29 protein-coding genes and 1 tRNA gene are annotated in these 26085 nt (G+C 69.8%); 11 read left to right on the top strand and 19 right to left on the bottom strand.

Annotation, left to right across the window (positions count from 1 at the left end):
- Positions 1 to 5: 5 nt before the first annotated feature.
- The 4 genes from JIX56_RS24220 to JIX56_RS24205 form a co-directional block, all read right to left on the bottom strand.
- A complete protein-coding gene (locus JIX56_RS24220) occupies positions 6 to 1994 on the bottom strand; it encodes a copper resistance CopC/CopD family protein (RefSeq protein WP_257543496.1) in 1989 nt (662 codons plus the stop codon).
- Positions 1995 to 2342: 348 nt separating this feature from the next.
- On the bottom strand, positions 2343 to 2831 hold the full coding sequence (locus JIX56_RS24215; RefSeq protein ID WP_257543494.1) for a cupin domain-containing protein: 489 nt from the start codon (positions 2829 to 2831) through the stop codon (positions 2343 to 2345).
- A gap of 28 nt (positions 2832 to 2859) precedes the next feature.
- Entirely contained in the window at positions 2860 to 3471 is a 612-nt protein-coding gene (locus JIX56_RS24210; protein WP_257543492.1) for a GNAT family N-acetyltransferase, read from the bottom strand.
- Positions 3461 to 5854, bottom strand: a complete 2394-nt coding sequence (locus JIX56_RS24205) for a penicillin acylase family protein (RefSeq protein WP_257543490.1) — start codon at positions 5852 to 5854, stop codon at positions 3461 to 3463. The genes JIX56_RS24210 and JIX56_RS24205 overlap by 11 nt, the downstream gene beginning before the upstream one ends.
- A gap of 289 nt (positions 5855 to 6143) precedes the next feature.
- Between JIX56_RS24205 and JIX56_RS24200 the strand changes: the two genes are divergently transcribed.
- The 3 genes from JIX56_RS24200 to JIX56_RS24190 all read left to right on the top strand — a co-directional run bounded on the left by JIX56_RS24200 (position 6144) and on the right by JIX56_RS24190 (position 8331).
- Entirely contained in the window at positions 6144 to 6746 is a 603-nt protein-coding gene (locus JIX56_RS24200; protein ID WP_257543488.1) for an HhH-GPD-type base excision DNA repair protein, read from the top strand.
- Positions 6747 to 7120: 374 nt separating this feature from the next.
- Positions 7121 to 7417, top strand: a complete 297-nt coding sequence (locus JIX56_RS24195) for a type II toxin-antitoxin system VapB family antitoxin (RefSeq protein ID WP_003999914.1) — start codon at positions 7121 to 7123, stop codon at positions 7415 to 7417.
- A 215-nt stretch (positions 7418 to 7632) separates the two neighbouring features.
- A complete protein-coding gene (locus JIX56_RS24190) occupies positions 7633 to 8331 on the top strand; it encodes a LytR C-terminal domain-containing protein (protein WP_257551077.1) in 699 nt (232 codons plus the stop codon).
- Positions 8332 to 8401: 70 nt separating this feature from the next.
- On the opposite strand, the gene upp is transcribed toward JIX56_RS24190, so the two are convergent.
- Positions 8402 to 9037: a uracil phosphoribosyltransferase gene (gene upp, locus JIX56_RS24185; protein ID WP_257543486.1), complete on the bottom strand. Its 636-nt coding sequence runs from the start codon at positions 9035 to 9037 to the stop codon at positions 8402 to 8404.
- 1084 nt (positions 9038 to 10121) lie between these two features.
- On the opposite strand from upp, the gene JIX56_RS24180 reads away from it, so the two are divergent.
- The 4 genes from JIX56_RS24180 to JIX56_RS24165 all read left to right on the top strand — a co-directional run bounded on the left by JIX56_RS24180 (position 10122) and on the right by JIX56_RS24165 (position 11858).
- Positions 10122 to 10658 (top strand): tRNA adenosine deaminase-associated protein, encoded by a 537-nt coding sequence (locus tag JIX56_RS24180; RefSeq protein ID WP_257551075.1) that lies wholly within the window; start codon positions 10122 to 10124, stop codon positions 10656 to 10658.
- A gap of 88 nt (positions 10659 to 10746) precedes the next feature.
- Positions 10747 to 11178, top strand: a complete 432-nt coding sequence (gene tadA, locus JIX56_RS24175) for a tRNA adenosine(34) deaminase TadA (RefSeq protein ID WP_257551073.1) — start codon at positions 10747 to 10749, stop codon at positions 11176 to 11178.
- Positions 11179 to 11256: 78 nt separating this feature from the next.
- Positions 11257 to 11341, top strand: a tRNA-Ser gene (locus tag JIX56_RS24170).
- Between the two features lie 250 nt (positions 11342 to 11591).
- Positions 11592 to 11858, top strand: coding sequence for a hypothetical protein (locus JIX56_RS24165; RefSeq protein ID WP_257543484.1), 267 nt, complete (start codon positions 11592 to 11594; stop codon positions 11856 to 11858).
- Positions 11859 to 12593: 735 nt separating this feature from the next.
- Here the strand turns inward: JIX56_RS24165 and JIX56_RS24160 are convergent.
- The 14 genes from JIX56_RS24160 to JIX56_RS24095 all read right to left on the bottom strand — a co-directional run bounded on the left by JIX56_RS24160 (position 12594) and on the right by JIX56_RS24095 (position 22872).
- A complete protein-coding gene (locus JIX56_RS24160; RefSeq protein ID WP_257543482.1) occupies positions 12594 to 13850 on the bottom strand; it encodes a tyrosine-type recombinase/integrase in 1257 nt (418 codons plus the stop codon).
- Positions 13851 to 13859: 9 nt separating this feature from the next.
- A complete protein-coding gene (locus tag JIX56_RS24155) occupies positions 13860 to 14105 on the bottom strand; it encodes an excisionase family DNA-binding protein (RefSeq protein WP_257543480.1) in 246 nt (81 codons plus the stop codon).
- A gap of 479 nt (positions 14106 to 14584) precedes the next feature.
- Positions 14585 to 16060, bottom strand: a complete 1476-nt coding sequence (locus JIX56_RS24150; protein WP_257551072.1) for an ATP-binding protein — start codon at positions 16058 to 16060, stop codon at positions 14585 to 14587.
- 2 nt (positions 16061 to 16062) lie between these two features.
- A complete protein-coding gene (locus JIX56_RS24145; RefSeq protein ID WP_257543478.1) occupies positions 16063 to 16902 on the bottom strand; it encodes a bifunctional DNA primase/polymerase in 840 nt (279 codons plus the stop codon).
- 50 nt (positions 16903 to 16952) lie between these two features.
- Positions 16953 to 17300: a hypothetical protein gene (locus JIX56_RS24140; RefSeq protein WP_257543476.1), complete on the bottom strand. Its 348-nt coding sequence runs from the start codon at positions 17298 to 17300 to the stop codon at positions 16953 to 16955.
- Positions 17301 to 17389: 89 nt separating this feature from the next.
- Positions 17390 to 17701 carry a hypothetical protein gene (locus JIX56_RS24135; protein ID WP_257543474.1) on the bottom strand — a complete coding sequence of 104 codons (312 nt, stop codon included), beginning with the start codon at positions 17699 to 17701 and terminating at the stop codon, positions 17390 to 17392.
- A gap of 204 nt (positions 17702 to 17905) precedes the next feature.
- A complete protein-coding gene (locus JIX56_RS24130) occupies positions 17906 to 20035 on the bottom strand; it encodes an FtsK/SpoIIIE domain-containing protein (RefSeq protein WP_257543472.1) in 2130 nt (709 codons plus the stop codon).
- 101 nt (positions 20036 to 20136) lie between these two features.
- On the bottom strand, positions 20137 to 20454 hold the full coding sequence (locus JIX56_RS24125; protein WP_257543470.1) for a hypothetical protein: 318 nt from the start codon (positions 20452 to 20454) through the stop codon (positions 20137 to 20139).
- Positions 20455 to 20456: 2 nt separating this feature from the next.
- Positions 20457 to 20843 (bottom strand): RRQRL motif-containing zinc-binding protein, encoded by a 387-nt coding sequence (locus JIX56_RS24120; protein ID WP_257543468.1) that lies wholly within the window; start codon positions 20841 to 20843, stop codon positions 20457 to 20459.
- Positions 20843 to 21745 carry a DUF2637 domain-containing protein gene (locus JIX56_RS24115; protein ID WP_257543466.1) on the bottom strand — a complete coding sequence of 301 codons (903 nt, stop codon included), beginning with the start codon at positions 21743 to 21745 and terminating at the stop codon, positions 20843 to 20845. Before JIX56_RS24115 ends, JIX56_RS24120 begins: the two co-directional genes overlap by 1 nt.
- A complete protein-coding gene (locus tag JIX56_RS24110) occupies positions 21742 to 21945 on the bottom strand; it encodes a hypothetical protein (protein WP_257543464.1) in 204 nt (67 codons plus the stop codon). Before JIX56_RS24110 ends, JIX56_RS24115 begins: the two co-directional genes overlap by 4 nt.
- Positions 21942 to 22394 (bottom strand): Pycsar system effector family protein, encoded by a 453-nt coding sequence (locus JIX56_RS24105; protein WP_257543462.1) that lies wholly within the window; start codon positions 22392 to 22394, stop codon positions 21942 to 21944. Before JIX56_RS24105 ends, JIX56_RS24110 begins: the two co-directional genes overlap by 4 nt.
- Complete coding sequence (locus tag JIX56_RS24100; protein ID WP_257543460.1) at positions 22391 to 22606, bottom strand: hypothetical protein; 216 nt, start codon at positions 22604 to 22606, stop codon at positions 22391 to 22393. Before JIX56_RS24100 ends, JIX56_RS24105 begins: the two co-directional genes overlap by 4 nt.
- Positions 22603 to 22872: a DUF6284 family protein gene (locus JIX56_RS24095; protein ID WP_257543458.1), complete on the bottom strand. Its 270-nt coding sequence runs from the start codon at positions 22870 to 22872 to the stop codon at positions 22603 to 22605. The genes JIX56_RS24100 and JIX56_RS24095 overlap by 4 nt, the downstream gene beginning before the upstream one ends.
- 470 nt (positions 22873 to 23342) lie before the next feature.
- Between JIX56_RS24095 and JIX56_RS24090 the strand changes: the two genes are divergently transcribed.
- From JIX56_RS24090 to JIX56_RS24075, 4 genes are all read left to right on the top strand, one after another.
- Complete coding sequence (locus JIX56_RS24090) at positions 23343 to 24188, top strand: sigma factor-like helix-turn-helix DNA-binding protein (protein ID WP_257543456.1); 846 nt, start codon at positions 23343 to 23345, stop codon at positions 24186 to 24188.
- A 2-nt stretch (positions 24189 to 24190) separates the two neighbouring features.
- Complete coding sequence (locus JIX56_RS24085) at positions 24191 to 24997, top strand: protein phosphatase 2C domain-containing protein (protein ID WP_257543454.1); 807 nt, start codon at positions 24191 to 24193, stop codon at positions 24995 to 24997.
- A 354-nt stretch (positions 24998 to 25351) separates the two neighbouring features.
- Entirely contained in the window at positions 25352 to 25528 is a 177-nt protein-coding gene (locus tag JIX56_RS24080; protein ID WP_257543452.1) for a hypothetical protein, read from the top strand.
- 34 nt (positions 25529 to 25562) lie between these two features.
- Positions 25563 to 25856 (top strand): Dabb family protein, encoded by a 294-nt coding sequence (locus JIX56_RS24075; protein ID WP_257543450.1) that lies wholly within the window; start codon positions 25563 to 25565, stop codon positions 25854 to 25856.
- The last annotated feature ends 229 nt before the right edge of the window (positions 25857 to 26085 follow it).

Genomic DNA, 26085 nt, shown 5'->3' with positions numbered 1-26085 from the left:
CGGCACTAGCTCACGCGTACGGACTTCTCCACCGTGACCTGGTCGATCTCCGTCGTCCGGACCGTGAGCTTCATCGTCCACTTGCCGGGCAGGGGGAGCTGGAGGGTGTCGGTGGCCCAGTAGCCGCCGCGGTTGGTGAGCTTCGCGTCGATGGGGCCGATCTTCTGGGCCCGCAGGGTGAAGGTGAGGCGCAGTTCGGGGACGGTCGCGATGCCGTCGTCGGGGCCGAAGACCACGGCCTGCACGGAGTTCTTGCCGACGCGCCCCGGGCCGAGGTCGATCTGGACCTTGCCGTGACCGTTCGGGGTGCCGACGTCGAAGGGGACCGTCGTCGAGGAGGACGTGACCGCACCGGCCGCCGCCCCGCTCGCACTCTCCTTCGCGATCTCCGCCGCCGCCCGGCCGGGCAGGGTCCCCGTCAGCACGGTGGTGATCACCAGGACCACCACGGCGACGGTGAACTCCGCGAGCACGGAACGCCGCAGGCCCTGGCGCCGCTGATCGGCCGACGCGTCAGCGTCGCCGCCACCCTGGTGACCCGGGCGTACGTCGTCGGCTGCCTCGTCCTCCGCGACCCGCGCCACGGCCCCCACCCGCTCGGGCACCCGCGCCGCAACGGCAACGGCCACGGCCACGGCCGATCGCTCGGTGACCTCGGGCTGCTCGACGGCCTTCGTCGACACGGCGGTCTCAGCCTGCTCGACGGCCTTCCCCGAAACCGTCCCCAACCGCCCCGTCCCCAACCGCCCCGTCCACCGCCGCGAGACCCCCGCCGCCGCCAGCAGAAGCGCCACCGCGACGAGCTTGGCGACGAGGACCTCCCCGTACGCCGTGGAGGTGAAGGCGGACCAGGAGCCGAGGCCGCGCCAGGACTGGTAGACGCCGGTGACGGCGAGGACGATCACGGAGGCGAAGGCGAGGCGGGAGAAACGGTTGACCACGGCAGCCGACAGGGACCTCGGCTCCCGGTACAGCACAGTGAGCAGGGCGGTCAGCCCGCCCAGCCAGACAGCCATGGCGAGCAGGTGCAGCACGGAGGAGGTCATCGCGACCGGCACCTGGATACCGGCGGAGGCGTGCTCGGCGGCCGCCCAGGTACCGGCGAGGCCGACGGAGAGCAGGGCCCCGCAGACGAGCGAGCCCCTCCCCCATGCCGCCGCCTGCTCCTGCCGCTCCTGCAGTTCCTGCAGTTCCTGCTGCTCCTCCCGCTCCTCCCGCTCCTGCCGCTCCTGCCGCTCCTGCCGCTCCTGCCGCTCCTGCCGCCGCCGTACTCGTACGAGGAGGAACGCGGCCGCCGCGAGCAGCGCCAGCCGGGCCAGCAGCGCGAGTCCCGGCCGGCTCGCCATCGTCTCGCGCAGGACGGACGGGTCGAGAGCGGCCCCGATGCCGCTGCCCCGCTCGTACGGCCCCCGGAGCAGCAACAGAACCGCCGTGGCGAGCAGCAACGCCAGCCAGCCCGCCGACAGCAGCTTGCGCAGTACCTCGCTGGAGCCTCCGAGCACGACCGTCAGGAAGAAGGTCACACCGATGAGGAGGGCGAGGGCGCCGTACGCGAAGTAGCGGGTGATGTCGTAGAGGGAGGCGGTGAGCGGGTCCTCGGCGAGGTCGGCGGGGAGGACCGCCGAGGTCGCGGAGGGTTCGCCGACCGAGAAGATCAGGGCACCCGAGATCGGGTGGCTGTCGGCGGAGACCACCCGCCAGGCAATCGTGTACGTGCCGTCGTCGAGGCCGGTGGGGAGGGTGACACGTGCCGTGTCGGAACGGCCGCCCGCGCGCCCCGGCTTGCCGGTGTCGACCGCCCGGTTCTCCGGGTCGACGACGCGGATGGAGTCCTCCAGGAGGCTTACCGACTCGGTGAAGCGGAGGGTGACGTCCCGGGGAGCGGAGTCGAGGACGCTTCCGTCGGCGGGGTCACTCCCTTTGAGAGCGGCGTGCGCGGACGCCGTCCCCGCCCCGCCGAGGAGGAACAGGACCAGCACGGTGCCCAGCAGCACCAGGCGCTGAACCCCTCGGCCCCGGCCGCCGGTTCGGCGTCCGTACCCACCGATGGCCCCGCCTGTTCCGCCATATCGCCTCGTGCCTCTTTCCTTGCCGGCGTGCCTGACGCTGCTCCCGCCGCTGCTCCCGCCGCTGTTCCCGCCGCTGTTCTTGTCGGCGTGCTTGACGCTGTTCCCGTCCGTGTCCGTGTCCCTGGCCCTGTTCTCGACCAGGTCCCTGTCCCTGCCTTGGCCCACGTCTTGCTCCGGATCCACTGTCGCCGGCTCTCGGACTCCTCGGATACGTACGCACACCGCGCACACCGCGTTCAACGCGACCGGCCCCGGCCTGCCCCCCGCCCGGGCCTACGCCCGCCCCAGCTCCGCTATCAGGTCGGCCCGGTCCGGATACAACCTCGCCAACTCCCCGGCGTCCCCGTGCTCGTACCCCTCGAAGGTGAACCCCGGCGCCATCGTGCACCCGAACAACGTCCAGCCCCCGTCGCCGCCACCGCCCAGCACCCGCGCGCCCATCCAGGTCCCGGCAGGCACGACGTACTGCACGTACTGCCCGTCCAGCACATCCGGTCCGAGGACGACGACCCGCGAGGAGCCGTCCGGGGCGAGGAGCAGTATTTGGAGCGGATCGCCGAGGTAGAAGTGCCAGATCTCGTCGCCGGGCAGCCGGTGCAGCGCGGAGTAGTCGCCCGGCTCGGTGGTGAGCAGGGCGACGATCGCGGTCCCCTCCGGCCGCCCGTCGCCCCGCACGGGCCCCGCCCAGGTCTGGCGGAAACGCCCGCCCTCGCGCGGTATGGGCTCCAACTCGTAGTGCGCGATGAGGTCTTCAGGAGTCACCCGCCCGAGGCTACGCCCCGCGCCCTGACTACTGACCGATCACCGTCTCTCTCCTCAGGAACGCCAACCGCGCCCGCTTCTCGGGCAGATACACATCCGGCAGATCGATCTCCGGCAGCACGACCACCGGCCCGCACTCGAACCCCTGCCGCGCGAACCGCGCGATCGCCTTCTCGTTCCGCTCGTCCGGATCGACGACGATCCGCCGCCGGTCCAGCCCGACCAGCGCGTACGACGTGAAGGCCGCGAACACCGAGGCCGACCACCCCGGCCGCGCCCCGCCCTCCCCGGCAGGCGCCAGCAGCACATGGACGCCGATGTCCCCGGGCTCGACCTCGTAGCACTCGCTGACCCGGTCGGCCTCCGGCTCGTACGTCTGCAGCAGCCCGACCGGCTCGCCGTCGCGCACCGCGAGATAGGCGTGGTGCGTGTCGAGGGTGTCCAGGTGCTCGTAGACCTCCCGCACCTGCTCCTCCGTGAGCCCGTTCATGCCCCAGAACCCGGCCCGCGCCTCACTCACCCACCCATGGACCACCTCGGCATCGGCCTTCGCGTCCAACGGCAGGATCCGCACGGTCCCGAACCCGTCGACCACCTGCTCATGGACGGCCGCACGGCCGCCGTACGACTCAACGGTCATGGCGCTTCTCCTCGCTGTTCCGGTTGCTGTCGTGGCTGTTGTCGTCTCCGTGGCTGTCGTCGTCGTCCTTGGTGAGGCGGGCCCAGTCGGTGACAACAGGCACGAGATCTCCCTTGAGCCACAGGGGGAGTTGGTCGCGGTGGTGGGCCGATCCGCCGACGCCGGACGCCCCGAACGGCACCACCCAGAGGCTGTCCTCGCGCCGGGCCAGGTCCCAGACGTACCGGGCGGCGGGCCCGCGAGCGCTGAGGTCGGTGACACCGGGGACGGCCGAGGTGCAGAGCACACAGTCGTGGTCACCGGCCAGCCCCGGCTCGTCGTAGGAGTGGGAGGAAGCATGGGTGTCGCCGTCGCCCGGGAGCGCGCGCCACGGCGCGAGCCGATGGCTGTCGCCCCAACGCCCGGCCTCGACACAGGCGACCTCCTCCAGCGCCTCCCGTACGAGCGCGGCCCGGTCGATCCCGTACAACTCCTCCGCCCTGAGCAGATGTTCGAGCGCGAACCCGATCCGAACGGTGAGTGAGAGCCACGGCCGGAAGACCTCGGGATACGTCGGCGGTACGGCCAGCGCCGCGAAGGCGGGCTGCGCCGCGAGCCGCCGTACGACCGCCCCGCGCAACGCCGCGTAGGCCGCCGCCTCGACACTGTCGGCGTCCATCCGCCGGTCCCACCGCAGCAGCCGCTCCCGCAGCCCGGCCGCGGCCGCGGTGAGGGGCGCCGGTCGGTCGGGGGCGGCCTCGGGGGTGGCGGCCTCGGGGGTGGCGGCCTCGGGGGTGGCGGCCTTGGGGGTGCCGTGGGCGTCGACGAGTGCGGCCACATGGTCCAACAGGGGCCCGGCGGAGGCCAGATGGGTGTCCATGTGGATGGTGGGCATGTCCGGGGCGGACCACATCCGCTTCTCGTCCAGCATCGCGCGGATGCGTTCGGCGCGGTGCGGCGGGGCGAACTCCACGCCCAGCGGGGTCGCCGGGCCACGCTGGTTGGCCATGACGGCGACGCCGTCCTCGAACGTGCCGTACGGCGTCTCGTGCCATCCCTCCCACTCGTGCCCCGGCTCCCAGGCCGCGACGATCCGCGTCCGGTTGTCCCGGCTCCGCACGGGCACGCGTCCCGCCACCCGGTGCAGTACCCCGCCCCGCGTGTCCGCGGCCTGCACGACGTTCACGGGCTCGGCCCACCGGTCGAACGCCCGGTCCACATCGCCGACTTCCCGGGCCCGGAGCAGGGGGAGGAGCGCACTGAGCCCGAGATCCTCGGTGACGCGGGGCGGGTAACGGAGGCTGATGGGGCCGACCGGCTCGGAGTCGGAGCCGGTGCGGCCGTCGGAATGGAGGTCGGAGTGGAGGTCAGAGTGAAGGTCGGCGTCGGGATCCAAGCCCCCGATGACGACGGGACCGCGCGCGGTCTCGATCACTTCCACCTCGACGGGCTCCCCACCCGCGACCTCGATGATCTCCACATGCCGATGCACGGCCGCCCGCCACTCGCCGTCCGGATCGAGCGCCTCCACGACGCCCCCGTCCCCGCCCTCCTGAATGGCGCCCCCGTCGGTCCGGCGGATGCGCAGTCGCTCCCGGTACAGGTCCTGGTAGTCGGCCATGGCGTTGGTGATGGCCCAGGCCACGTCACCCGTGTGACCGAAGTGGGCGATGCCGGGCATGCCCGGGACGGCGAGGCCGACGACGTCGAACTCGGGGCAGGAGAGGTGGATCTGCTGGTAGACGCCGGGCTCCTCGATGAACCGGTGTGGATCGCCGGCGATGACGGCCTGCCCGGTCGCCGTACGGGAGCCGTCGACGAGCCACCCGTTGCTGCCGGAGGTGGCGGGCCCGTCGGTGGCGAAGAGCCCGACCGCGTCGGCGCCGAGATGCCGTACGGCCTCCTCGCGCCAGAGCTTGGCGGGGAACCCGGCGAACAGGACGTGCGTGGCGAGCCAGACACCGAGCGGATGCCAGGCCTCCCAACGCCCGGGGACGAGCCCGACCCGCTCGAACTCGGGCGCGCGCCGCCCGCCTTCGACGAGCCCCTCGTTCACGCCGTCCACATACGCCTGAACCCAGTCGGCGGTCTCCGGGTCCGTTCTCTCCAGCCTGGCGAAGCATCTTCGGGCGGTGTCGGCGAGGCGGGCCCGTCTCGCGAACCGGTCCCAGCCGAGGGCGTCGACGCCGAGGAAGGCGGCCGAGGTGCCCTGGACGCGGTGGCGTTCGACCTCCAGTTGCCAGGCACGGTCGAGGGCGGTGACGCGGCCCTGTGCGCGGGCGAGTTCGCGGACGTCGGCGGCGCGGAGGTGAGGAATACCCCAGGCATCGCGATAGGTCCCGCATGCCTCGTGGCTCAAAATGTTCGCCTGGGCGCACCCCTGCGTCCGACCGATGTCACGCATCCCCATCTCCCGCCTGTGATTTAGGTAAGCCTCACCTAAGCAGCCTGTGATCGAAGCGTACGTGAAGGGTGCAGAAGCCATGGGGCAGGGGCACGGCTGGAAGGGAGCGGTCCTCGAGCTGCTCCGTGCGAAGGACTTCGTCTTCACGGTGACGGGTGCGGAACAAGTCACCGAGCACTACCGCCGGCTCCACCTCACACACCCTGGTCACCCCCGACCCGACCGCCGGCACCTCCAGCCTGCCGGAGGCCGGGCTGCGGGGTGTCGCTCGGCGCGCGATCATCGGGGCATGGACGTCACCCTGCACCTCGCCCAGGACCCCGAGGCGGACGAGCTTCTCGGCCGCAGTCCGCTCGCCGCGCTGGTCGGCATGCTGCTGGACCAGCAAGTGCCGATGGAGTGGGCGTTCAAGGGGCCCTGGACCATCGCCCAACGGCTCGGCGCGGACGACCTGGACGCCCACGAGATCGCGGCGACGGACCCGGAGTCCTTCGCCGCCCTGCTGTCCGCCAAACCGGCCGTGCACCGTTACCCCGGCTCCATGGCCAAGCGGATCCAGCAGCTGTGCCAGTACCTCGTCGACCACTACGACGGCGACGCGAGCGCGGTCTGGCAGGACGCGACAACCGGCAAGGAACTCCTCTCCCGTCTGGAATCGCTGCCCGGCTTCGGCCGCCAGAAGGCCCAGATCTTCCTGGCCCTCCTCGGCAAACAACTCGGCGTCCACCCCACCGGCTGGCGCGAGGCCGCCGGCTCCTACGGCGACCCCGACTCCTTCCGCTCCGTCGCCGACATCAAGGGCCCCGACTCCCTCGCCAAGGTCCGCGCCCACAAACAGGAAATGAAGGCAGCCGCCAAGGCCGAAAAGGCCGCGAAGCCCTCCGCCAAGTAACCCCCCAAGCACGCGAAACTGCCGCCCGGCCCCGAAAGGGGCGCGGGGAACTGCGCGACAAGCCACGACGGACCCGCACCCACCCACGCACCCAAGACACCCCCACCCGGAACCCCCTCGCGAGCACACCCTCGCGGCGCCCCTCCGGCAAAACCCCGGAGAACCCCAGGAGAAGCCCCGGCAAGTCACCGGCGACACCGCACAGGGACCACGTAAAGAACGCGCGGACAACCCGAGAGTGCCCCACCAAGCACTCACGACCCCCACCGAACCCCCACAAAATTACCGTTTCACCCCGTTTTGACGGTCTTTTCCGGGCCCCCACTCCGCCGCCATGGCTGCGCCCGGAACGTCTCGACCGGTAGGCTTTCCGTGTGATCTTCAAGCGCATCGGAAACGGCCGGCCGTACCCCGACCACGGCCGGGAAAGCACCCGGCAGTGGGCGGACGTCGCGCCGCGCCCGGTCCGCCTCGATCAGCTCGTGACGACCAAGGGGCAGCTGGACCTGGAGACCCTCCTCGCCGAGGACTCCACCTTCTACGGCGACCTCTTCGCGCACGTGGTGAAGTGGCAGGGCGATCTGTACCTGGAGGACGGCCTCCACCGCGCGGTCCGCGCGGCCCTCCAGCAACGCCAGGTGCTCCACGCCCGCGTCCTCGAACTGGACTAGCCAGCCCCGCACAGGCAGCCCAGCCCCCCGGTCAGCCGTCACAGCAGCCCCGTAGACAGCCGCCGCGACAGCCGCCACGGGCACCTCCGCGACGATCCGGACGCCCCGCGGTTGGCCCTTTCGGGTTGGACTGCAGCGCGGTCAATGATCATCTAGTAGGCATCGCCGTCCAACGGCACTACGCTGCGCCCATGAGCATGCTGACTCCTCCCGGCATGGGTGGCCAGTACCGGATCACGGGGGCCAAGTACCCGCGGCTGCGGCGACCCAGGAGGCGCCGCAGGCTCGTGCTCGCGGTCGTCGCGTCCGTGACCGCGCTGGGCCTCGTCGGCTGGGGAACCCTGCAGCTCATCGACGTCTTCACCGGCGACACCGACCAGGCGGCCGCGGCCGGCCCGAAGGCGGATTGCGCGTCCCGGGTGAGCCCGTCCCCGACGGCGAGCGGATCGGATGGGAAGTCCGGGGACTCCGGGAAGTCCGGGGCGTCCAAGTCATCCGGGGCGTCCGGGTCATCCGGGGCGTCCGGGAAGGACCTCCCCGCCCCCGGCAAGATCACCGTCAACGTCCTCAACGCCACGCCCCGCGCCGGCCTCGCCAAGGAGACCGCGGACGAGCTGAAGAAGCGCGGCTTCCGCATCGGGAACGTGGGCAACGCGACCGAGGAGTACGACAAGAAGGTCAAGGGCGCCGCGCTACTCCTCGGCGCGAAGGCCGCCGAGGAGGCGGCGCTGCCCGTCCTCAACACCCAGCTCACCGGCGCCCAGCTGAAGACCGACGGCCGCGCGAAGGCCACCGAGGTCGACCTCATCATCGGCACCGGCTTCAAGTCCCTCAGCAAGCAGAAGGACGCCGACAAGGCCCTGGCCACCCTGACCAGCCCCGAGCCGACGTCCACCGCCACGAAGACCTGCTGAACCGAGCCCCCTGACACGAAGACCCGCTGAACCGAGCCCGTGAAGAGCCCCCGTACGAAACCGTACGGAGCTACTCGGCGGAGCCGTACAGCCGGTCGCCCGCGTCTCCCAGGCCCGGCACGATGTAGCCGTGCTCGTTGAGGCGCTCGTCGATGGCGGCGGTCACGACCGTCACCGGCGCGCCCGCCAGCTCGCGCTCCATGATCTCGACGCCCTCGGGGGCGGCGAGCAGCACCACGGCGGTCACGTCGTCCGCGCCACGGGCGATCAGCTCACGGATCGCGGCGACCAGGGTGCCGCCGGTGGCGAGCATCGGGTCGAGGACGTACACCTGACGCCCGGAGAGGTCCTCGGGCATGCGCGTGGCGTACGTGGAGGCCTGGAGCGTCTCCTCGTTGCGGATCATGCCCAGGAAACCCACCTCGGCGGTCGGCAGGAGCCGGACCATGCCGTCCAGCATGCCGAGGCCGGCCCGCAGGATCGGCACGACGAGCGGGCGCGGGTGGGAGAGCTTGACGCCCGTGGTCGAGGCGACCGGCGTCGTGATGTCGACCTGCTCCGTGCGCACGTCCCGCGTGGCCTCGTAGGCGAGCAGGGTGACCAGTTCGTCGGCGAGACGACGGAAGGTCGGGGAGTCGGTGCGCCGGTCGCGCAGCGTGGTGAGCTTGTGAGCGACCAGGGGGTGGTCGACGACATGGAGACGCATGTCCACAACAGTAACTGGGGCCACAACGCCCAGCGCCCGTCCCCGCCCCCTCCCCGCCCCCTCCCCGCCCCGCCACCCGCTTCACCCTCCCGATCACCCTTCCGATGGCATCAATCCCCCCGCCGGAGGGAAAGTGGGATGAACGTAGACGGACTGCCGAGCCGACGCCGGACGGTGGTGAGCCCATGGCAGACGTGGACGACGGTTCCCCGCGACAGCGTGACAGCGGCAGGGGGGACGACAGGCGGACCGATCAGGAGCATGCTGCCGACCAGCGGCAGCGGGCCGAGCGGGGGCGCATGGTCGACGGAACGACACGGCCGACGAACGACGGCACGACACAGACGACCGGCAGGACGGCGCATACGTCTGACCGGGCGGCACAGACGACCGGTGGGACGGCGGGGAAAGGCGCACGGCCCGCGCAGACGCCTGACCGGGCGGCACGCACGACAGGGAAGGCGACACGCACGCCCGGGAAGGCCACACGCACAACCGGCGGGGCAGCACCCACAACCAGCCGGGCTCAGACAGCCAGTGAGGCACAGGAGCTCCAGGGGGAGAACGACGCCGCTCGTCGGCGGCGGCGGGCGCAGTTCCTGCGGGAGCTGACCGAAGCGCGCGAGCTACGCGACCGGGTCCAGCCGCGACGCGCCAAGGCCGCCCGGCTCCGCCACGCCATGCGCATGCGCACCTTCCGCTGGTGACCTCGGCCGGACAGCACCCCGCCACCCTGGGCCCCCACCCACCCCTTGGCTTCCAGGGCCTTCCCCCCTCCCCACTCCGCCCAAAGGACCCCCCACCCCGTCTCCCGGGGTACGCGTGGGCCGTTCACGGGGTGGCCGTGCGGATGCGGCCAGGAACTCCGCGTACGATCCGCTGGTGGCGGCAACAGGTGCGCAGGTGAACGGCGGACCAACCGGCGATCAAAAGAGCCGGACACAGGGAGCCGAAGACGTCCCCTGGGCGCTCTGTTTCTGCCACGATTCCGAGTGGGTGGGGCTCGGACCGCAAGCCTCCCCACCCACAGCCTCCGCCGGGGGGACCCCCAACCGGCACACCTATGACCAGTGGGAGAGTCACGGTGTACTTCGCCGCACTGCTCGCGCGCACCGAAGACGGGTGGGAAGCGAGCGACACAGAGCTCGACGATGTGGAAACCCTGTCGGATCTGGCCGACCTGGCCCGTGAAGCCTCGCCCGACGACGACACGGTGCTGGTGCTCATCGAGCAGGAGGACGCGTGGTTCGGCGTCGTCCGCATCGATGGCGAGGAAGACCCTCGTATCTACGTGTCCGATGCCGCCGCCGCTGCCCGCAGCAGCTACGGCGAGATCCTGCTCACCGACGAACTGCTCGGAAGGGAGCCCGGCGACGACGACCCCGACCTGGACGCCCTCGACCTCGACGGCACGGAGGACGGTGAGACCGACGGAGCCGACGACGATGACGACGCCGCCCCGGCCGCCGAGGCCGTGCCGCACAGCCCGGTCGGCGACAGCGAGATCCTCGACGACCTGGGGGTGAGCGAGAAGGAGCTGCGCGCCCTCGACGCCGACGACGCCCTCAACTCGATCGCCGAGGCCCTCGGAGCGTCCGAGGTCCTGGAGACGGTCCGCTAGGACCATCCGCTACGTTCCCGGAGTGACCGAAGCAACCGACCCAGAGGCACCGGGCCCCGATCCGGTACGCGACCGCTGGCGGGCCGCGATGCGGCTCGCCCTGGCCGAGGCAGGGCGGGCCGCCGAGGGCGGTGACGTACCGGTCGGTGCGGTCGTCCTGTCCCCGGACGGCACGACCGTTCTGGCCACCGGTCACAACGAGCGCGAGGCGACCGGCGACCCGACCGCCCACGCGGAGGTGCTCGCCGTCCGCCGGGCCGCAGCGGAACTCGGCGCATGGCGGCTGACCGGCTGCACGCTCGTCGTCACCCTCGAACCCTGCACGATGTGCGCGGGCGCACTCGTGCAGTCCCGGGTCGACCGGCTCGTCTACGGCGCCCGCGACGAGAAGGCCGGCGCCACCGGCTCCCTCTGGGACGTCGTACGCGACCGCCGGCTCAACCACCGTCCCGAGGTCGTCGAGGGCGTACTCGCCGACGAGTGCGCCCGCCTCCTCACCGACTTCTTCCGCACCCGTTGACGCCCCGTCGACACCACCCCCGTACCGGGCCCGATACCGATTTCAAAGCACGCCCCACCTTGTTGTAAGGTCTCTCTCGGTAGCGTGTCCGAGCGGCCGAAGGAGCTCGCCTCGAAAGCGAGTGTGGCGCAAGTCACCGAGGGTTCAAATCCCTCCGCTACCGCAGGTAGAAGGGGCGCCCGGTTCATCGAACCGGGCGCCCCTTCGGTTTCCGTCTCAGTTTCCGTCTCAGTTGCTCCGAGTGGAACCCCGATGAAACCCCTTCCGCCTCGTCTCTCGACCTTGTTTGGCGAACCGCCCACGCCCGATCGGCGGGACCCATAGGCTTCGTCCGGGTGGCCGTACGTCACGCCAACCAGTCCCTCAGATCACGTCCCATGCCCGACAGTCGGGCTTCGATCTAGAGGAGACTCATGGAAGGCAACAAGTGCGAACATCCCCCCTCCGAACCGACTCGGGAGACCGAGACGGCGAAGGGGAAGCCGGAACCGACTCGGGAGACCGAGACGGCGAAAGGGAAGCCGGAACCGACTCGGGAGACCGAGACGGCGAAGGAGAAGCCGGAACCGACTCGGGAGACCGAGACGGCGAAGGAGAAGAAGGGCCTGAACTGGGCTGCGGGCTCATTCGCGCTCAACCTGTGGCGCACTATGCGCGACTGGTGGAACAACAGCGAGTGACCACAACCTCAGCTCAGGCCCTCCCGGTATGACTGCGTTAGCAGTCTCCCTGCCTAGAAGCAGGGATTAGTGCGTCCTGGTACGACGCACCGGAGGCCGCACGCCGAATGGCGCTGCGGCCTCCGTCTTTGGGGGAACAGCGTCTGAGTAAGTCAGGTACCAGCTTGGTGGCGGGTCCAGAGCTGGTCTGTCGGGTGTTCCTCTGTTTGGGTTTTCTCTGGTTGCTCTCCAGAGATCGTTGCAATCAGTGCCTTGGCGGGTGACACGAGGTTTGCACCGTCAGCGTAGCGGCCCTTCCTCCCTTGCGAGGGAGGAAGGGCTCACAAAGTTGCTTGCCGGGAGACGTTTCCACTTGAGGCCCCCAATCGCTTCGCTGGGCTGACCTGCGAGAACCGGTAGCAAGCCAGCATTACTCCCTGCTTACCTCCGCAGCAACGCCGCAGGCTCAGCACCAGACAGAGCAGGCTCCACCTGCCTACCTCCGCAGCAACGCCGCAGGCTCAGCACCAGACAGAGCAGGCTCCACCTGCCTACCTCCGCAGCAACGCCGCAGGCTCAGCACCAGACAGAGCAGGCTCCACCTGCCTACCTCCGCAGCAACGCCGCAGGCTCAGCACCAGACAGAGCAGGCTCCACCTGCCTACCTCCGCAGCAACGCCGCAGGCTCAGCACCAGACAGAGCAGGCTCCACCTGCCTACCTCCGCAGCAACGCCGCAGGCTTCAAGCCTGCATGCTCACTCTGTCGAGGACGCGTCTTCGCCGGTGTGCTCTGGCTCAGGAGCCCAGATCAGCCCATCAACCCGCCGGGCGACGTCGTTCCGGACGGAGTCCACCATGTGTTGGTACCGCGCGGCCATGGCCGTAGTGGACCATCCCATGAGCCCCATGACAGCCCGCTCAGAGACTCCGAGAATCAGCAGAACCGTGGCGGCGGTGTGCCGGGCGTCGTGGAGTCGTCCGTCTCGCACCTTCGCGTCACTGAGGAGGTCCTTCCAGTCGTCGTAGTCTGTTCGGGGGGATGTGCCCTGCCCGGTCGGCGTCGCAAACAGCCACCCCTCATCCGTCCAGTCGTCTCCAGCCGCCGCGCGTTCGGCGGTCTGCTTGGACTGATGTACCCGGAGCAGATCGACGAGCTGTGCGGGTAGACCGACCGCGCGCCGTCCCGCACGGGACTTCGTGTCGGCCGTCTCGGGGTTCGTCCGCTTACGCTGCGGGCAGTAGCCAGCCTTCCTGCCGCAGGTGTCTCCGCACCCATGGGCGTAGCGTGGCCGGCGGCGACTACGCCGGACCATCATGACGCCCCGTTCCAGGTCTACGTCAGACCACTTGAGGCCCAGTGCCTCCCCCTGCCGCAGACCGAGCGCGAGCGCCACGGCCCAGCGTGCGGAGTTCCGGCGGTCGTCGGCGGCCCGCAAGAGCCGCTGTACCTCGTCGACGGTGTAGGGCTCGACTTCCTCTTCCCGGACGCTGGGGGCCTTGGCGAGTTGGACGGGGTTCCGCCCCAGGTGGCCACGGCGTACCGCCTCGTTCAGTGCGGTGCGGAAGGTGCGGTGAATCTGGTGGATTGTTCCGGCCTTACGGCCGTCGATCATCATGTTTCCGTAGAAGCGCTCGATGTGTTCCGGCCTCAGCTTGTCCAGCCGGTGTGAGCCGAGCGCGGGGATCAGGTGCTTCCGGACGGCGACGCCGTAGCCGACCATGGTGTTCTCGTTCACCGCGAGGGGCGCGATCGTCTCGACCCAATGGGTCAGCCACGTCGTGACGGTCCACGCCTTGCCCGGCTTGGCCAGGGTCTTGGCCTCGCGCTGCTTCTCCAGTTCACGGACGGCCGCTGTCACTTCGGCGCGCGTCTTGCGTTCGACGTGGCGCCGGTCGGGGCTGCCGTCATCGCGTACGCCGACGGTCACTCGTCCGTGCCACTTCCCATCGTTGCCCAGGTAGATGGAGGATCGGCCGTTGGGCTGGCGGGTGCGCTTCTTCTCTTCTGCCATGCGTACTCCTCAGGCGGCCTGGACGGCGGTGACGGTGGCGGTGCGGTTCTGCTTCTTGCGGAGGCGGGTGACGAACTCGGGGATGGCGTCGACGGGGACCCGTCGGAGGTGGCCGACGGTGATGGACTCCAGCTCTCCGGAGCCGACAAGCGCGAAGCACGTGGTCCGGCCGATGCGGAGACGTCGGGCGGCCTCTTCGACGGTGAGCAGGGCGAGGGTGGGATCGATGGAGTCGGCGAGTTGGGCCGTGTCCATGTGGTAGCTCTCCTTCGTCGCATCGCAGCGGGGTTAGCGGACTTGCTGAGGCAGAGGAGTTGTTTCGGGGGCGCGCCTGTCCGAGGCTTGGATTTCTGCGTCATTGCGTCATCAGCGTCACTCGCGCTTCTGACCTGCCGTTTTGCGTGACGCGGCGGTAAGGGGGTGCGTCATCGCAGCGTCATGGGCTGCGTCATCGCATGACGCAGATGACGCAGGATGACGCAGACACCGCCGTCTGCGTCATGCCTGTTGCCGCAGGCCAGGGGCCGTTTCTCCGCCTGCATGACGCAGATGACGCAGCGCTTCCCTCTTAGGACAAAAAAAGGGGGTGTCTGTTGTCGTTCGGTGCGCCTCACAACGTGAAGAAGGAGCCGCACGCGGCACGACCTTTGAGCGGCGCACGCGCCGAACAGCAAGAGGAGCACGCGTGGGCGGTGGTGCTCCTCTTGCTTGTCCGTGCGGGCGATGGTCGCGGGTCAGACCACCCGTTGCTGCTCGTGTGGGGGCGGGGCGGTCGGGCGGGTCATTTCGAGGTAGCGGCCCTCGCTGGTGCGGCCCGTGTCGATGAGCAGACCGCGAGCGGCAAGGGTGGGCTGGAGGCGCTTGAGCCGGTCGGAGAGGACTTTCCCGGTGGTCGGCCACCCCTTGGGCAGGGCACGCAAGTCCTCGCCGCTGTAGAGGCGACTGAGGCAGTGCAGCCACTCCGTGGACGTCATCCGCTGCGCCCCGCCCGGCTCGATGGTCTCGGCATGCCGAAGGACGGTCTGCGCGAGGAGGTCACCCTCGATGACGTCGTCGTTGAGGTCGTCCAGGCTGGCCCGGTAGGCGCTAAGAGCTCCGAGACCGGTGGCCGCGTCGAGCTGCGCGCACAGGTGCGCGAAGTCCGCCATCCGCAGATCGGTGGGCGTCTCCGCCTCCACCGCACGGACCTTGACCGTCAGGTCCAGAAGAGACCCGAGAACGACGGGCAGCACCTCCGCGTACTCCGCCCAAAGCTCCGCCTCGGTCCGCCGCACGCGGGGCCGCTCCAACCGCAGGGGCAGGAGCCGTTCGGCGAGGTCGGGGCGGATGACGCCCACGTCGATACCGGTGAGCAGCAGGGGGCGGCGGTAGCCGACGCGGAAGACGTCCCCGTCGGTGAACAGGGCCCGCTTGACGCTCTCGGCTCCGGTGACGATGCAGCACATGGCGTCGGACAGGTCCGGGGTCATGTGGGAGAGGTTGTCCAGGGCGGTGACCCATCCGGCCGCCACCGCTGCGATCAGGTTCTCCTCATCCTTCGGGGCCCGCCGAAGGTCGCCGCTCATGCCCTCAATGATCCGCACGAGCATTCGCCCGCCGGTGGACTTGCCCGCGCCCTGCGGGCCGGTGAGGAACGGCGCGGGGACCGGCACGGAGGGTCCGAGGCAGCCGATGAGCCAGGCGATGGCCAGGCATTCGGTCTCGGCGTTGGCAAAGTTGCACAGCCGCATCAGCAGGTCGATGCCCTTGCCGTCGGTGTCCTTGACGGGCAGGGGCAGTTCCCCTGTGAGCTGGGTGCGCCGCCAGCAGACTTCGCGGGGGTCGGGGGTGAGGATGTCCCATCCGGTGGGGTGGATGCGGACGGACTGCCCGTCGTCGCGGCCCAGGTCGAGCCACGTCGCCCCGTCGAACCCGGGCGCCACGCGGATGTTCACGGCATGCGTGTCCTCGTACAGCGCGAGCGCTTCGATCAAGTCCAATGCCTCCTTGAGCGCGGTCCCGTTGAACACGCCGACCCCGTCCCTGTACATGCCGACGATGAGTTCTTGGCGATGACTGCCCGTCGTGCCCTGGGAGCGCATCGGCCGGGCCACGGGGTGGCCGTTGCGCTGCGCGTACACGGTTCCGTCGGCGGTGCGGAAGTAGCGGAAGTGCGCCTGCGCGTAGTCGGCGATGATCTCGCGGGCAGGGTTCTTCTCGTCCTCGGCCATGGTCACAGTCCCAACGTGGTGCGGGCGTTGGTCCACGCGTCGGTGCAGTGTCGCGCCGATTCGCCCTTGGCCTGCGCGGCGGTGAACAAACGCGACACGTGGGCGTCGGTGAGGCAGCCACACCGGCCATGGGTGGACAGCACGGCGAGGAAGGCCCGGTAGACGGTGGCGTGGACCGCGCTGCGAGCCTCGGTGATCCGCTGCTCTGCCATGGCGATGCCACGGTCCAGATAGGCGGGCGTGCGGTGACGGCACTGCCCGCTTCCGGACCGCGAGGGCACGGTGACGGCGGGCGGCGCCGGCCGGACCGTGCAGGGCTTGCTCACGGCCAGCGCGCGCACGGCGTCCGGCAGGTGGGCCATGGTGCCGGTACCGAATCCACGCCAGCGGGCGTAGGCCATCGTGGACTTGATGTCCACGCCGGGGCGGACCGCGTTCGCGGACTGCATCCGGCCGAGGTAGAGCCAGTGCTCACCCCGGGTGGTGGGCACCGTCTGCGTGGCGGGCAGGTTCTCGTGGGCCCACGAGATCGCGTCGGCGTTGTCCAGGTCGACGACCGTCAGCCCCGCCCCGCCGGGGTGGTAGGCGACCGCGCTCGCGCGCAGCCATGCCCGGCGCCAGATGCCGGAGTTGATGACGTCCGGGTCGGTGGTCGCGGCGGCCCAGCCGTGGCAGGGTCCGGGGCAGGTGCACGGTCCGAAGTTCTTCATGTTCGGCCGGCCGCCGCACGCGTTGTCCTGGCAGCGGCGGCAGTTGCCGAATGGGACCTTGCCCGCCCGCAGCGGCAACACAGGGATCTGCGAGGCGGCCAGATCGAGGGCGGTGCGCAGGTGCTCGCTCATGCCGCTACCACCTCCTTGAGCGGCCTGGCCGCGAATGTCGGCGGGGTGCGTCATGCGGCTGCACCTCCGTCCGTCCACAGGCTGAGGAGGCGGGTGCTGTAGTTGTCCATGGCGGCGTTGAAGGCTTCCCGGTCGCCGGTGTCCAACGCGTGCTGGAGGGCGGCGGTCTCGGGGGTGGGTCCGGGGTCCGGGATGCCGTCGAGGTCGCGGTCGAGGGTGTGCAGCAGGGCGCGGGTCAGGTACCGGTCGAGGAACATGCGGTGTTCGATCAGGACCATGGGCGGTCCGGGGGTGATCAGGACCAGGACGGTGCTGCCGTCGGGGCGGGGTTCGGTGCGGACCATGGTCACCCGCTCGGTGCCGTCCGGCACTCGCGGAATACTGGTGTGGTCGGTCATGCTGAATGTCTCCAGTTCCTGTGACAGGTGCTGAGTGACAAGGGCGGCCCCGCTTCTTTGGCGAGACGTGGGGGCCGCCCTTGGCGTAGCTAGGTGTTCTTGGTGCGGGACAGGCGGAAGGTGAGGCCGCCGACGCCGATGGGTCCGGCGGCGGTGGCGATGGCAGTGAGGGCGTGGGCGGTGGCGTCGAGCAGCGTGCACAGGGCGACGACCAGGCCCCAGGTGCCGACCGCCGTGGCGCCGGCGACACCGATGGCGATGACGACGGGGCGCCACGGAATGCCGTTGCTGTCGGCGGCCTGGACGACGATGACGACCGCGTGGCCGGTGGCTTCGGCGCGGCGCCAGTCGTCGGCGGGGACGTGCGGGGCGATGATCCCCGGCGGGTCACGGTGCGACATGCGGAATCCCTTCCGGTGCTGGGTTGGGGAGGCAGGGGCACCCCTACCGGGAGGCTCCTTGAGGGGGTTCTCGGGGGTTGACCTGGGGTGCCTCCCCGCCTCCCCGAAACGTTGTTTTTGCTGATCAACGCGGGGGAGGCAGGAGTGGGGAGGCGGTTGGGGAGTTCTCCCCGCCTCCCCACGGCGGGAGGGTGCGCCTCCCCGCTACTGGGAGGCGGAAGTGGAACCGTCCGCGTCACGTTCGGCGAGAGCGTGGGCGATGTCCTCGGTGCGGACGACCATGCGCCCGTGGGACTTCTTCGCCTCGGTGCCGGCCGCGTCCAGGACGCGCGTGAGGTCGCCGAACGACCAGCGGCCGTAGGCCTCGGTGTCGAGGGCGGACAGGCCCTTGATGACGTCCTGGGTGAGCATGCGCTTCTCCGCCCCGAGGACGGTGAGGATGTCGGCGAGCGGGTCACGCTGCTCGCCACGCTCGACGGCGCGCAGGGTCGTCACTCCGTCGCGCAGGGCCTTGGCGCGGGCGGCGACCTCGGCGGCCGGTTCGTCGTCGATGAAGTGGGTGCGGACGGTGATGAACGACTGGCCCTTGGGCATCTTGATGCCGTCGGTGGAGACCACCAGGGTTCCCTTGTCCAGGCCCTGACGCAGCATGTGCGGGGCGGCGCCGTCCTCGACCGCCTTGTCCCCCAGCGCCATCTTCGACTGTGACTCCGAGCCCAGCACGAGGGAAGCCCGGGTGTGGGCACCCTCGCGCACCAGCTTGGGAAGGTTCTGGTCGGTGGGGTCCTGGGTGCCCTGCCACATCAGGACGTCGACCGCGCGGCCCTGATTGTGGATCGTGCGCACGGCCATGAAGTAGCGGGAGGTGGCCTTGGACCCGCCGTAGGGCCGCTTCTGGTCGTCGACGGCCGGGCACATGAACGCCTTCTGCGCTTCGTCCACCAGGACGATGAGCGGCGGGAACGTCGCGGCGGGGTCGTCACGGCGTACCTCGATGCGGCGGTTCATCTCCTTCACCGCGTCCTCGACCATCTCAGTCGCCTGGATAACGTGATCGTCGGACGGGCCCTCGATCAGGATGTCGGCCACGCCCTCGAACATGCTCCAGTCACCGACACCCTTGAGGTCGGCAAGCCAGAACTGCACCGACCGGTCCAGCGCCACCCACAGAGCGAGCGCGCGCAGGGCGGCGGTCTTGCCCTGATTCGAGCGACCCGTGATGAGCAGGTGCCGCTGATACACGCTCAGCTCAGCGGCATCCCCGCGCAGGTCCTGCCCCCACGGCGCCTTGCCCTTGGCGTAGTCGGCGGTCATCGTCTCGTCGGTGACCAACGGGGACGGCCCGATCGGCTCATCCAGCGCACCCGAGTCCGCGATCCACAGCCGCACCGTGCGGGCGGCCTCGGGGATCGTGATGAACACCTCGTGCTCGTGCCGGGACAGGTTCTCTGCCAGCTTGCGCCGACGCTGCTGCACCTCGACCGTGGAGACCTCCAGCGGCAACAGCACGTCGACTTCGACACCGCATCCGGCCATCACAATCGGCGAGAGCATCGCGGCGCCCCCGTCGTCCATGTCCTTGATGGCCTTGCGTAGCGCGGACAGTCCCAGGTGCCGCAGCGCCTTGACCACGATGGACGGGGTGATCAGCTCACCCTCGCTTGAACGGACCCGGGCGGGAAGCGCCCACTGCGGTGCGGCCTGCTGCTTGCTGCCGACCGCCCACAGCGCGAGCAAGGCGAGGAAGGGGCCGATCGAGATGAGCGGGCCCCACACGACCTGAACGATGCGGATCAGCAGGGCGATGAAGTCGATGGTGGCCGACAGCGGGGTGACGACGTCCTTGACGTCGCCGTTGCTGATGGCCATGACCACACCGAGCCCGACCAGGACACCGATGCTCATGCCGGTGCCGACGGCCAGGCCCTTGGCGGCCTCCACGGGGGAGTGCAGCAGGTCCATGCGGCGGTGATGGCGGGCGGCGCGGAAGCGCTGCAACCGCTCCTCCCACTCCTCCGCCGCCTCCAGGTTCCCCGCCGCTTCCGCCGTGCGGATCATGCGCTCGTAGCGCGACCCGGTACGCCCGTCCCAGGTACGACGGGCCACAATCCGCGCCCCACCGGCGATGTAGGCGCCGTGACGGACGACCACGCGCCCGGCGTTCTTGGTGCGCTCATCGGTGGCCACCCGCTTCACCGCGCGGCCGGAGCGCACCCACAGCGGAACCGGCCGCACCGGGGCGGGCTCGGGGACGACGGTCAGCACCGTAGGCGCCGTCTCGTCGACGGTGGCCGGGTCGGTGGGCTTGTGGAGGTGAACGACGTTCTCAGACATGCTGGAACTGCTCCTGACTACCCCTTCGGGGGCGGGAGTTGAGGAAAAAGGGCCGGGGTGGCCGTGTCCGTGGAAAGAGGCGGCCACCCCGGTACGGCTGGTCAGAACCAGCCGGACGACTTCTTGGCGGCCTTGGCGCGCGCGGCCTCGGTGATCAGCCGCTGACGCTCGCCGTGCAGGGCCATCAGCTCGGCGCTCAGCCGCGTCTCGACGGCGGAGCCGATGGAGTCCATGCGGTTCTCTGCGCCGGTCGTGCTGCGACCCTTGTGGACGCTGCGCGCACCACTGGCCATGGCGCGAGTCATCGACAGGCGCTCACGGCTGGTCAGCGGCCACCACTCGCCCCGGCGGACCGCTTCCAGCTTCTTCGCCGTCCGCTCGATCTCACGGTCCAGGCGGCGGATCTCGGAGTTGCCCATGGTCAATGGCTCCCTTCCGGCCCGTGCGAGCCGGGGTAGGCGCAGGGCACGCAGGTGCCGAGCGAGGTCGGGATGCAGTAGCTGTAGGTGATCTGGCACTTGGGGCAGGTGCGGCGGGCGAGCATCGCCAGGGCGAGCGCGCCCCACTTGCGCGAGGTCATCGGCCGTACCGGCTTGGCGAGGTCGATCCGGTAGAGGTAGGCGACCAGCGGGCCGCGCCGATGCCGGCCGCGCATGACCTGAGCGGCCACCGGCTGACCACCCGGACGCAGGCCCAGCGCCCGCAGACCGCGCCGGGTGGCGTAGCCTTCCGGCGCGTACTTCCACGGGTAGGTCGGGATGCCGTAGTGGTCGCCGTCTGGGTCGAAGAACGCAGCACGGGCCACCATCACGCGACCTTGGCGGCACGCTCAGCGAGCAACGTGTCCCGCAGCGTCCGCGCGTTCACCGGAGAGGTGCGGAGCGTGCGGCGGATGCCCTCTGCGGTCACCTTGGCGTCCGGCCAATCGGCCGTCGCCGTCCGTGCCTCGTCCAGGAGTTGAGTCGCCGTCCGGCGCGGCCGGGCGGATCGAGCCGACTCGGGCACTCGACCGGTGGCCCGACGGGTCGGGGTCGACTCCGCCGCGACCGTCCGCTTCTCGATCGAGGCGACTGGCGTCCGGTCGACCGCCGGGGCGATGACCGGTACGGGCTTGAGCGGGAGGGTCGACTTCGTGAAGTCGACCGCCACCGGATCGGGCACCCGCACCACCGTCGCCGTGATCGGCTCCGGGGTCGATTCCGGCAGGTCAGCTATAGACCGTTTACTCACTATCTCGGTAGATTCCTCCGCATTCGCGACCGGGGTAGGAATCGGGGTGGGGCGGTGGTGCAGCACCTTGGCGACCAGGTCGGAGCCGAAGTAGATCGACCCGACCGGAAGCGATGTCGCAAGCAGCACCAGCGCGTAGTTCGCCGCGTCCCAGTCGGCCAGCCGTCCCCAGTCGACCGATGCGCCGTGCAGATCCGGCACGAGCCCGTGCACGTAGTTGAGGACCAGCGAGGCGAGGGTGTAGGTGCCCAGCACCCGCAACGCAAACTTACGGTCGTCGTCGACCAGCACCAGCGCCGCGACCAGCGCGAGCGCCATCAGACCGTCGACCACGAACGGGTACAGCGTCGCGGCCGTGGCATCCGCGCCGATCGCGCTCGCCACATCCCGCAGCGCGTTCCACGACACCCGAAACGCCATGCCGACCACGACGACCAGCGCCAGGACCAGCGCTGCCTTTCCCTTGCGGTTGAGGTTCATCGCGCACCGCCCCGCAGGCGCCGCAGACGACGAGCGTGCAGCAACCATCCGGCGACTTGAACGGCACCGCCGCCCGCGACCACGACCTTCCACACGTGCTCGTGCGTCACCAGCGATCCGACGGTGGCGGCCAGCATGACGGCCCCGCCCAGCACGATCAGCAGCAGGGCGAACCCCTGCGGAGCCGAGGTGGCGCTCATGCCGCACCCCTCACCACAGCGATTACAACGGCGAGCACGAGCAGCGCCCCACCGACGCAGGTCAGATCGATGGCGCGGCGCAGGCCGGTGAACTTGGCGACCGCGAGCCGGGACAGGCCAGCGATGTCCGCGCTGCGGTCGACGTCGGCGAGCGTGGCGGTGATCTCCTCGGCGGTGAGCGTCGCCCACAGCGGGAAACCGTGCCGGCCCCGCAGGTTCGGCCGCACCGACCGCAGCAGCAGACCAGCCGCCACAACCAGCGCCGCCATCCCGAACCCGCCCACCACGTAGGTGACGGAGTTGAGCGGCATGTCCTTGGCGACAGTCCACGCACCGGCCAGCACCGCGCCGATGAACGCCAGCAGCAGACCGGTCTTCGCGTCGGTCCGCGCGATCTCCGCCTTGACCTCGGCGTGCGCGGCGGTCAGGTTGTGCTCGGCGGCGCTCACAGGTCCGCCTCCCACGACTCACGGCACTTCGCGCAGTCGGGCGGGCACCCCTCGGCGCCGGTTTGCGGACCGAGCAGGTAGCGGACGGCGAGGACGCCCAGGGCGAGGACGGCGAACACCGTCGTCCACCGCTGGTCGCGGGCGACGAACTGAGCCCAGACCTCCGCAGCGAGCAGCGGGAGGACGAGGGCGTACATCAGGCCCCGGCTCATGCGGCACCGCCTGCCGTGCGGTCGGCGGCGGTGCGGTTGGCCAGCGCCCGCCGCTCCTCCAGCACCTTGCCGAACGCCCGGCGCAGACGCTTGGCGTCCACCTCGTTCGGCGCGTGGTTGAGCGCGATGATCTGCGCGTCGATCAGGTCGACCTCCGCCAGGATCAGCGGGGACTCCAGCTCGATCGCGTCCAGCTCCGCGTTCGTCGGCTCGATCCAGTCGGTGAACGCGGTAACAACGTCCTGAACAGTGACGATGGTCTTCATGGGTCGTGGTCTCCCTAGCAGGTGAAACGGCCCGAACAGCGGCTCCGGTGTTCCAGCACCGGAGCCGCACGCCGTTGAAGTCGGAAACCTTCCGGCTCCCCTCAGCCCCGCCCGTACGACAACCGCGCAGAACGCGGTGCCGGACGGGCGGAGGAGGCAACCGGCCGCAGGCGCCATTCGGGCACTGCGGACATGCGCGGTTCGTATGCCGCGCGGCCGTCTTTTCGACTCGGGGAGACGGGGCCCACCTATGCAGTTCTCAATCCCTTGGCGCTCACTTCGTACTCACCCCTGCGGGCTTTCCTCCGGGCACCGTCAATGCAGGTCAAGCAGCCACGGCGGAACCTCCCCGACTTGCTTAGGGGGGGTTGCCGTCCCGCTTGATAGGTACGGTAGGCAAACCCAGCGCTGCGCGCAACCCCCTCTCGCGATAGAGTCTGATAGCCCCCCTAGGCGACGATTGGAGAGTTGTGCACGACGACGTGGAGCAGGTGTCGGGGATCTCGGACCCGGTCGACCGAGCCAAAGCCGCAATCGACCTGATGGCGCGGTATCAGAGCCGGGTGAATGAGCTGTCCCGCATCCGGCGCGAGGCGATCGAAGAGGCGCAGGCGGCCGGCATGACCCAAGCCGAAATCGCGACCCGCCTAGGCGTCAGCCGGGGGCGAGTGGGTCAGCTTGCGTCCGCCGGCCCTCCGCCAGAGCGGGCGTTCTTCGGCACGGACATGGTCACCGTGTCGGTCGCCGGCATGTATGAGGCGGGCAAGGGGCCCGATCAGAACCCCAGCGAAGTGATCACCCGCGAAGACCTCAACAACTTCGAGCACCTGCGCAAGCTGGTGATCGGCATGAAACTCGACGCACAGTACGAGGTGATCCCACCGACCGGGATCGTCAACCTCAACCGGGACAACCACGTCGTCATCTGCGGTCCGCGCCGCTCCCCGATCGTGGCCCAGGTGCTCGAAGGAGACGACAGCCTTCGGTTTGCGAAGGACACCGCATGGCACTTGGTGGACCAGGTCGCAGGAAAGGAGTACCGGTCGCCCGCCGACGAAGACGGGTCGGACGGCGACATTGGTTACCTGGGACGGCTCCCCCGCCTGGACGGCAAGGGGACGTTCCTCTATATCGCAGGCATCCACGCCATCGGGGCGAGCGGAGTCGTTCACTTCCTCGAAAACAATCTGGCAGAGCTTTACCGAGAGGTCCGTACGCGGCGCTTCTCCACCCTTATTTCGTGCCGTTACGACCCGCAGACGCTCGAAGTGCTGGAGAGTCGACGCGTCACCCCGCTGTACCGACACGAGGGCTGAGCATGCGCGTCGCCATTGACACCCAACCTGGTGGAGCCGGTCCCAACGAAGATTGGGTGGCCGGTACGCCGACTCTCGCCGTGGTGCTGGACGGACTCAGCACGGCGGGTCTGGACACGGGATGCCGCCACGGCGTCCCGTGGTTCGTGGCCCACCTCGGCAGTCAGCTTGTCGCCGCACTGGCAGAGCCGAGCGCTTCGCTCGCGACCGGCTTGGCGGGTGCGCTCGAACGGGTGGCGGCGCTGCATCCCGAATGCGACTTGAGTAACCCAGGAACGCCCTCGGCAACGGTCGCAGTCCTCCGAGAACGGGAAGACTTCATCGATCACCTGGTCTTGGCTGACTCCCCGGTCGTTCTCGAAGGACACCAGGACTTCACCGTGATCACTGACCTTCGCGTGGACGAAGTGCTTCCCGAGCTACGAGCCGAAGTCGAGCAGTACGAGACCGACACGGCAGACCACAGGGAGGCTCTGCGGCGATTCGTGACCGCACAACGCCAGACCCGCAACACGCCTGCCGGTTACTGGGTCGCTGCCGCCGGCCCGGAAGCGGCAGATCACGCGCTTGTCGGCAGCACCCCCACCGAGGACGTACGCGCCGCAGCGGTCCTGTCCGATGGCGCGTCGCGTCTCGTCACTGAGTACGCCATGGCGACGTGGCGCGAAGTCTTCACGACGCTCCGAACCGAGGGACCGCGCGAGCTGATCGATACCGTCCGGAAGGTCGAAGCCACAGACCCGACGGGGCGACGGTGGCCGCGCTACAAGTCGGGCGACGACGCCTCCATTGCCTTCTGCCAGTGGTGATTGCCGCAGGTCAGTAACGACCGGCGCCGTCTCAGTCCGTCTCAGTTTCCGTCTCATTCACCCCGGTCCAGCGCCGTTCATAGCCGTTCGCGCGTCGGGCGGGAGTACGGGAATGAACGGGGTTGAACAGTCCCGGATCATGCCCTGACCAGCACGAACAGACCTCGAAAGCGAGTGTGGCGCAAGTCACCGAGGGTTCAAATCCCTCCGCTACCGCTGAAGAAGGGTCCCGTCGTCAGACGGGGCCCTTCGTGCGTTTCCGGTCTCTCGCGCGAACGCATGATCGGGTTACACTCGCCGCCGACAAAGAGGACCCATGGGGCCCACAGGGCACAAGAGGCGGGGGAGGCCGCGGTGGCGGTGCAGGGGAAGAAGATCGCGCTGTATGTGCTCGTGGTCTTCGTGCTCTACGTGATCATCACGGACCCGGCCAAGGCCGCCGACTACGTCCAGATAGGGTTCGAGGGCGTCTCGAACGCCGCCCAGTCCATCGGCGACTTCTTCACCTGGATCGCCGACGGGGCCGACTAGCACCAGCACGTCGTACGACCTTCCCGGAGCGCCCATGATCCGCCACCTGGTCCTCTTCAAGCTCAACGAGGGCGTCGAGCGCGACGACCCGCGCGTCGTGAAGGGCGTGGACGCCTTCCGCGCGCTCGAGGGCAGGATCGAGGGCATCCGCTTCTGGGAGCTGGGCTGGAACGTCAGCGACCGCCCCATCGCCTACGACTTCGCGATCAACTCCGCGTTCGACGACACGGACGCGCTGCGCGCCTACGTCGAGCACCCGGACCACCAGGCGGGCGTGGCACTGTGGCGCGAGTTCGCCACGTGGGTCATCGCCGACTACGCGTTCTGAGTCGCACGACGCCTTCCGAGTCGCACGACGCGTTCTGAGTCGTACGACGCCTTCCGAGTCGCACGACGCGTTCTGAGTCGTGCGACGCCTTCCGAGTCGTACGACGTATGCGCGCCGTACGACGCCTTCCGATCCATACGGCCGTATCTTCCGCCCCACGCCCGAACAATGCCGGGCTTTTTACACCCAATTGCCCTTCCCACCCTCAACTCTCGCTCAACACGGCGAT

Source organism: Streptomyces sp. CA-210063 (assembly GCF_024612015.1).
In the GTDB taxonomy this organism is placed as follows: Bacteria; Actinomycetota; Actinomycetes; order Streptomycetales; family Streptomycetaceae; genus Streptomyces.
This window is presented reverse-complemented; position numbering and strand designations above follow the sequence as displayed.

Excerpts from the sequence above, each read along its gene's own strand:
- JIX56_RS24155 (WP_257543480.1), bottom strand. The coding sequence starts at position 14,105 with ATGGACACGGCCCAACTCGCCGACTCCATCGATCCCACCCTCGCCCTG.
- JIX56_RS24085 (WP_257543454.1), top strand. The coding sequence starts at position 24,191 with ATGCGCGTCGCCATTGACACCCAACCTGGTGGAGCCGGTCCCAACGAA.
- JIX56_RS24110 (WP_257543464.1), bottom strand. The coding sequence starts at position 21,945 with ATGAGCGCCACCTCGGCTCCGCAGGGGTTCGCCCTGCTGCTGATCGTG.
- JIX56_RS24120 (WP_257543468.1), bottom strand. The coding sequence starts at position 20,843 with ATGGTGGCCCGTGCTGCGTTCTTCGACCCAGACGGCGACCACTACGGC.
- JIX56_RS24135 (WP_257543474.1), bottom strand. The coding sequence starts at position 17,701 with ATGTCGCACCGTGACCCGCCGGGGATCATCGCCCCGCACGTCCCCGCC.
- upp (WP_257543486.1), bottom strand. The coding sequence starts at position 9,037 with ATGCGTCTCCATGTCGTCGACCACCCCCTGGTCGCTCACAAGCTCACC.
- JIX56_RS24100 (WP_257543460.1), bottom strand. The coding sequence starts at position 22,606 with ATGAGCCGGGGCCTGATGTACGCCCTCGTCCTCCCGCTGCTCGCTGCG.
- JIX56_RS24160 (WP_257543482.1), bottom strand. The coding sequence starts at position 13,850 with ATGGCAGAAGAGAAGAAGCGCACCCGCCAGCCCAACGGCCGATCCTCC.
- JIX56_RS24190 (WP_257551077.1), top strand. The coding sequence starts at position 7,633 with ATGGGTGGCCAGTACCGGATCACGGGGGCCAAGTACCCGCGGCTGCGG.
- JIX56_RS24075 (WP_257543450.1), top strand. The coding sequence starts at position 25,563 with ATGATCCGCCACCTGGTCCTCTTCAAGCTCAACGAGGGCGTCGAGCGC.
- JIX56_RS24125 (WP_257543470.1), bottom strand. The coding sequence starts at position 20,454 with ATGGGCAACTCCGAGATCCGCCGCCTGGACCGTGAGATCGAGCGGACG.
- JIX56_RS24140 (WP_257543476.1), bottom strand. The coding sequence starts at position 17,300 with ATGACCGACCACACCAGTATTCCGCGAGTGCCGGACGGCACCGAGCGG.
- JIX56_RS24205 (WP_257543490.1), bottom strand. The coding sequence starts at position 5,854 with ATGCGTGACATCGGTCGGACGCAGGGGTGCGCCCAGGCGAACATTTTG.
- JIX56_RS24150 (WP_257551072.1), bottom strand. The coding sequence starts at position 16,060 with ATGGCCGAGGACGAGAAGAACCCTGCCCGCGAGATCATCGCCGACTAC.
- JIX56_RS24145 (WP_257543478.1), bottom strand. The coding sequence starts at position 16,902 with ATGAGCGAGCACCTGCGCACCGCCCTCGATCTGGCCGCCTCGCAGATC.
- tadA (WP_257551073.1), top strand. The coding sequence starts at position 10,747 with ATGCGGCTCGCCCTGGCCGAGGCAGGGCGGGCCGCCGAGGGCGGTGAC.
- JIX56_RS24200 (WP_257543488.1), top strand. The coding sequence starts at position 6,144 with ATGGACGTCACCCTGCACCTCGCCCAGGACCCCGAGGCGGACGAGCTT.
- JIX56_RS24130 (WP_257543472.1), bottom strand. The coding sequence starts at position 20,035 with ATGTCTGAGAACGTCGTTCACCTCCACAAGCCCACCGACCCGGCCACC.
- JIX56_RS24115 (WP_257543466.1), bottom strand. The coding sequence starts at position 21,745 with ATGAACCTCAACCGCAAGGGAAAGGCAGCGCTGGTCCTGGCGCTGGTC.
- JIX56_RS24095 (WP_257543458.1), bottom strand. The coding sequence starts at position 22,872 with ATGAAGACCATCGTCACTGTTCAGGACGTTGTTACCGCGTTCACCGAC.
- JIX56_RS24165 (WP_257543484.1), top strand. The coding sequence starts at position 11,592 with ATGGAAGGCAACAAGTGCGAACATCCCCCCTCCGAACCGACTCGGGAG.
- JIX56_RS24210 (WP_257543492.1), bottom strand. The coding sequence starts at position 3,471 with ATGACCGTTGAGTCGTACGGCGGCCGTGCGGCCGTCCATGAGCAGGTG.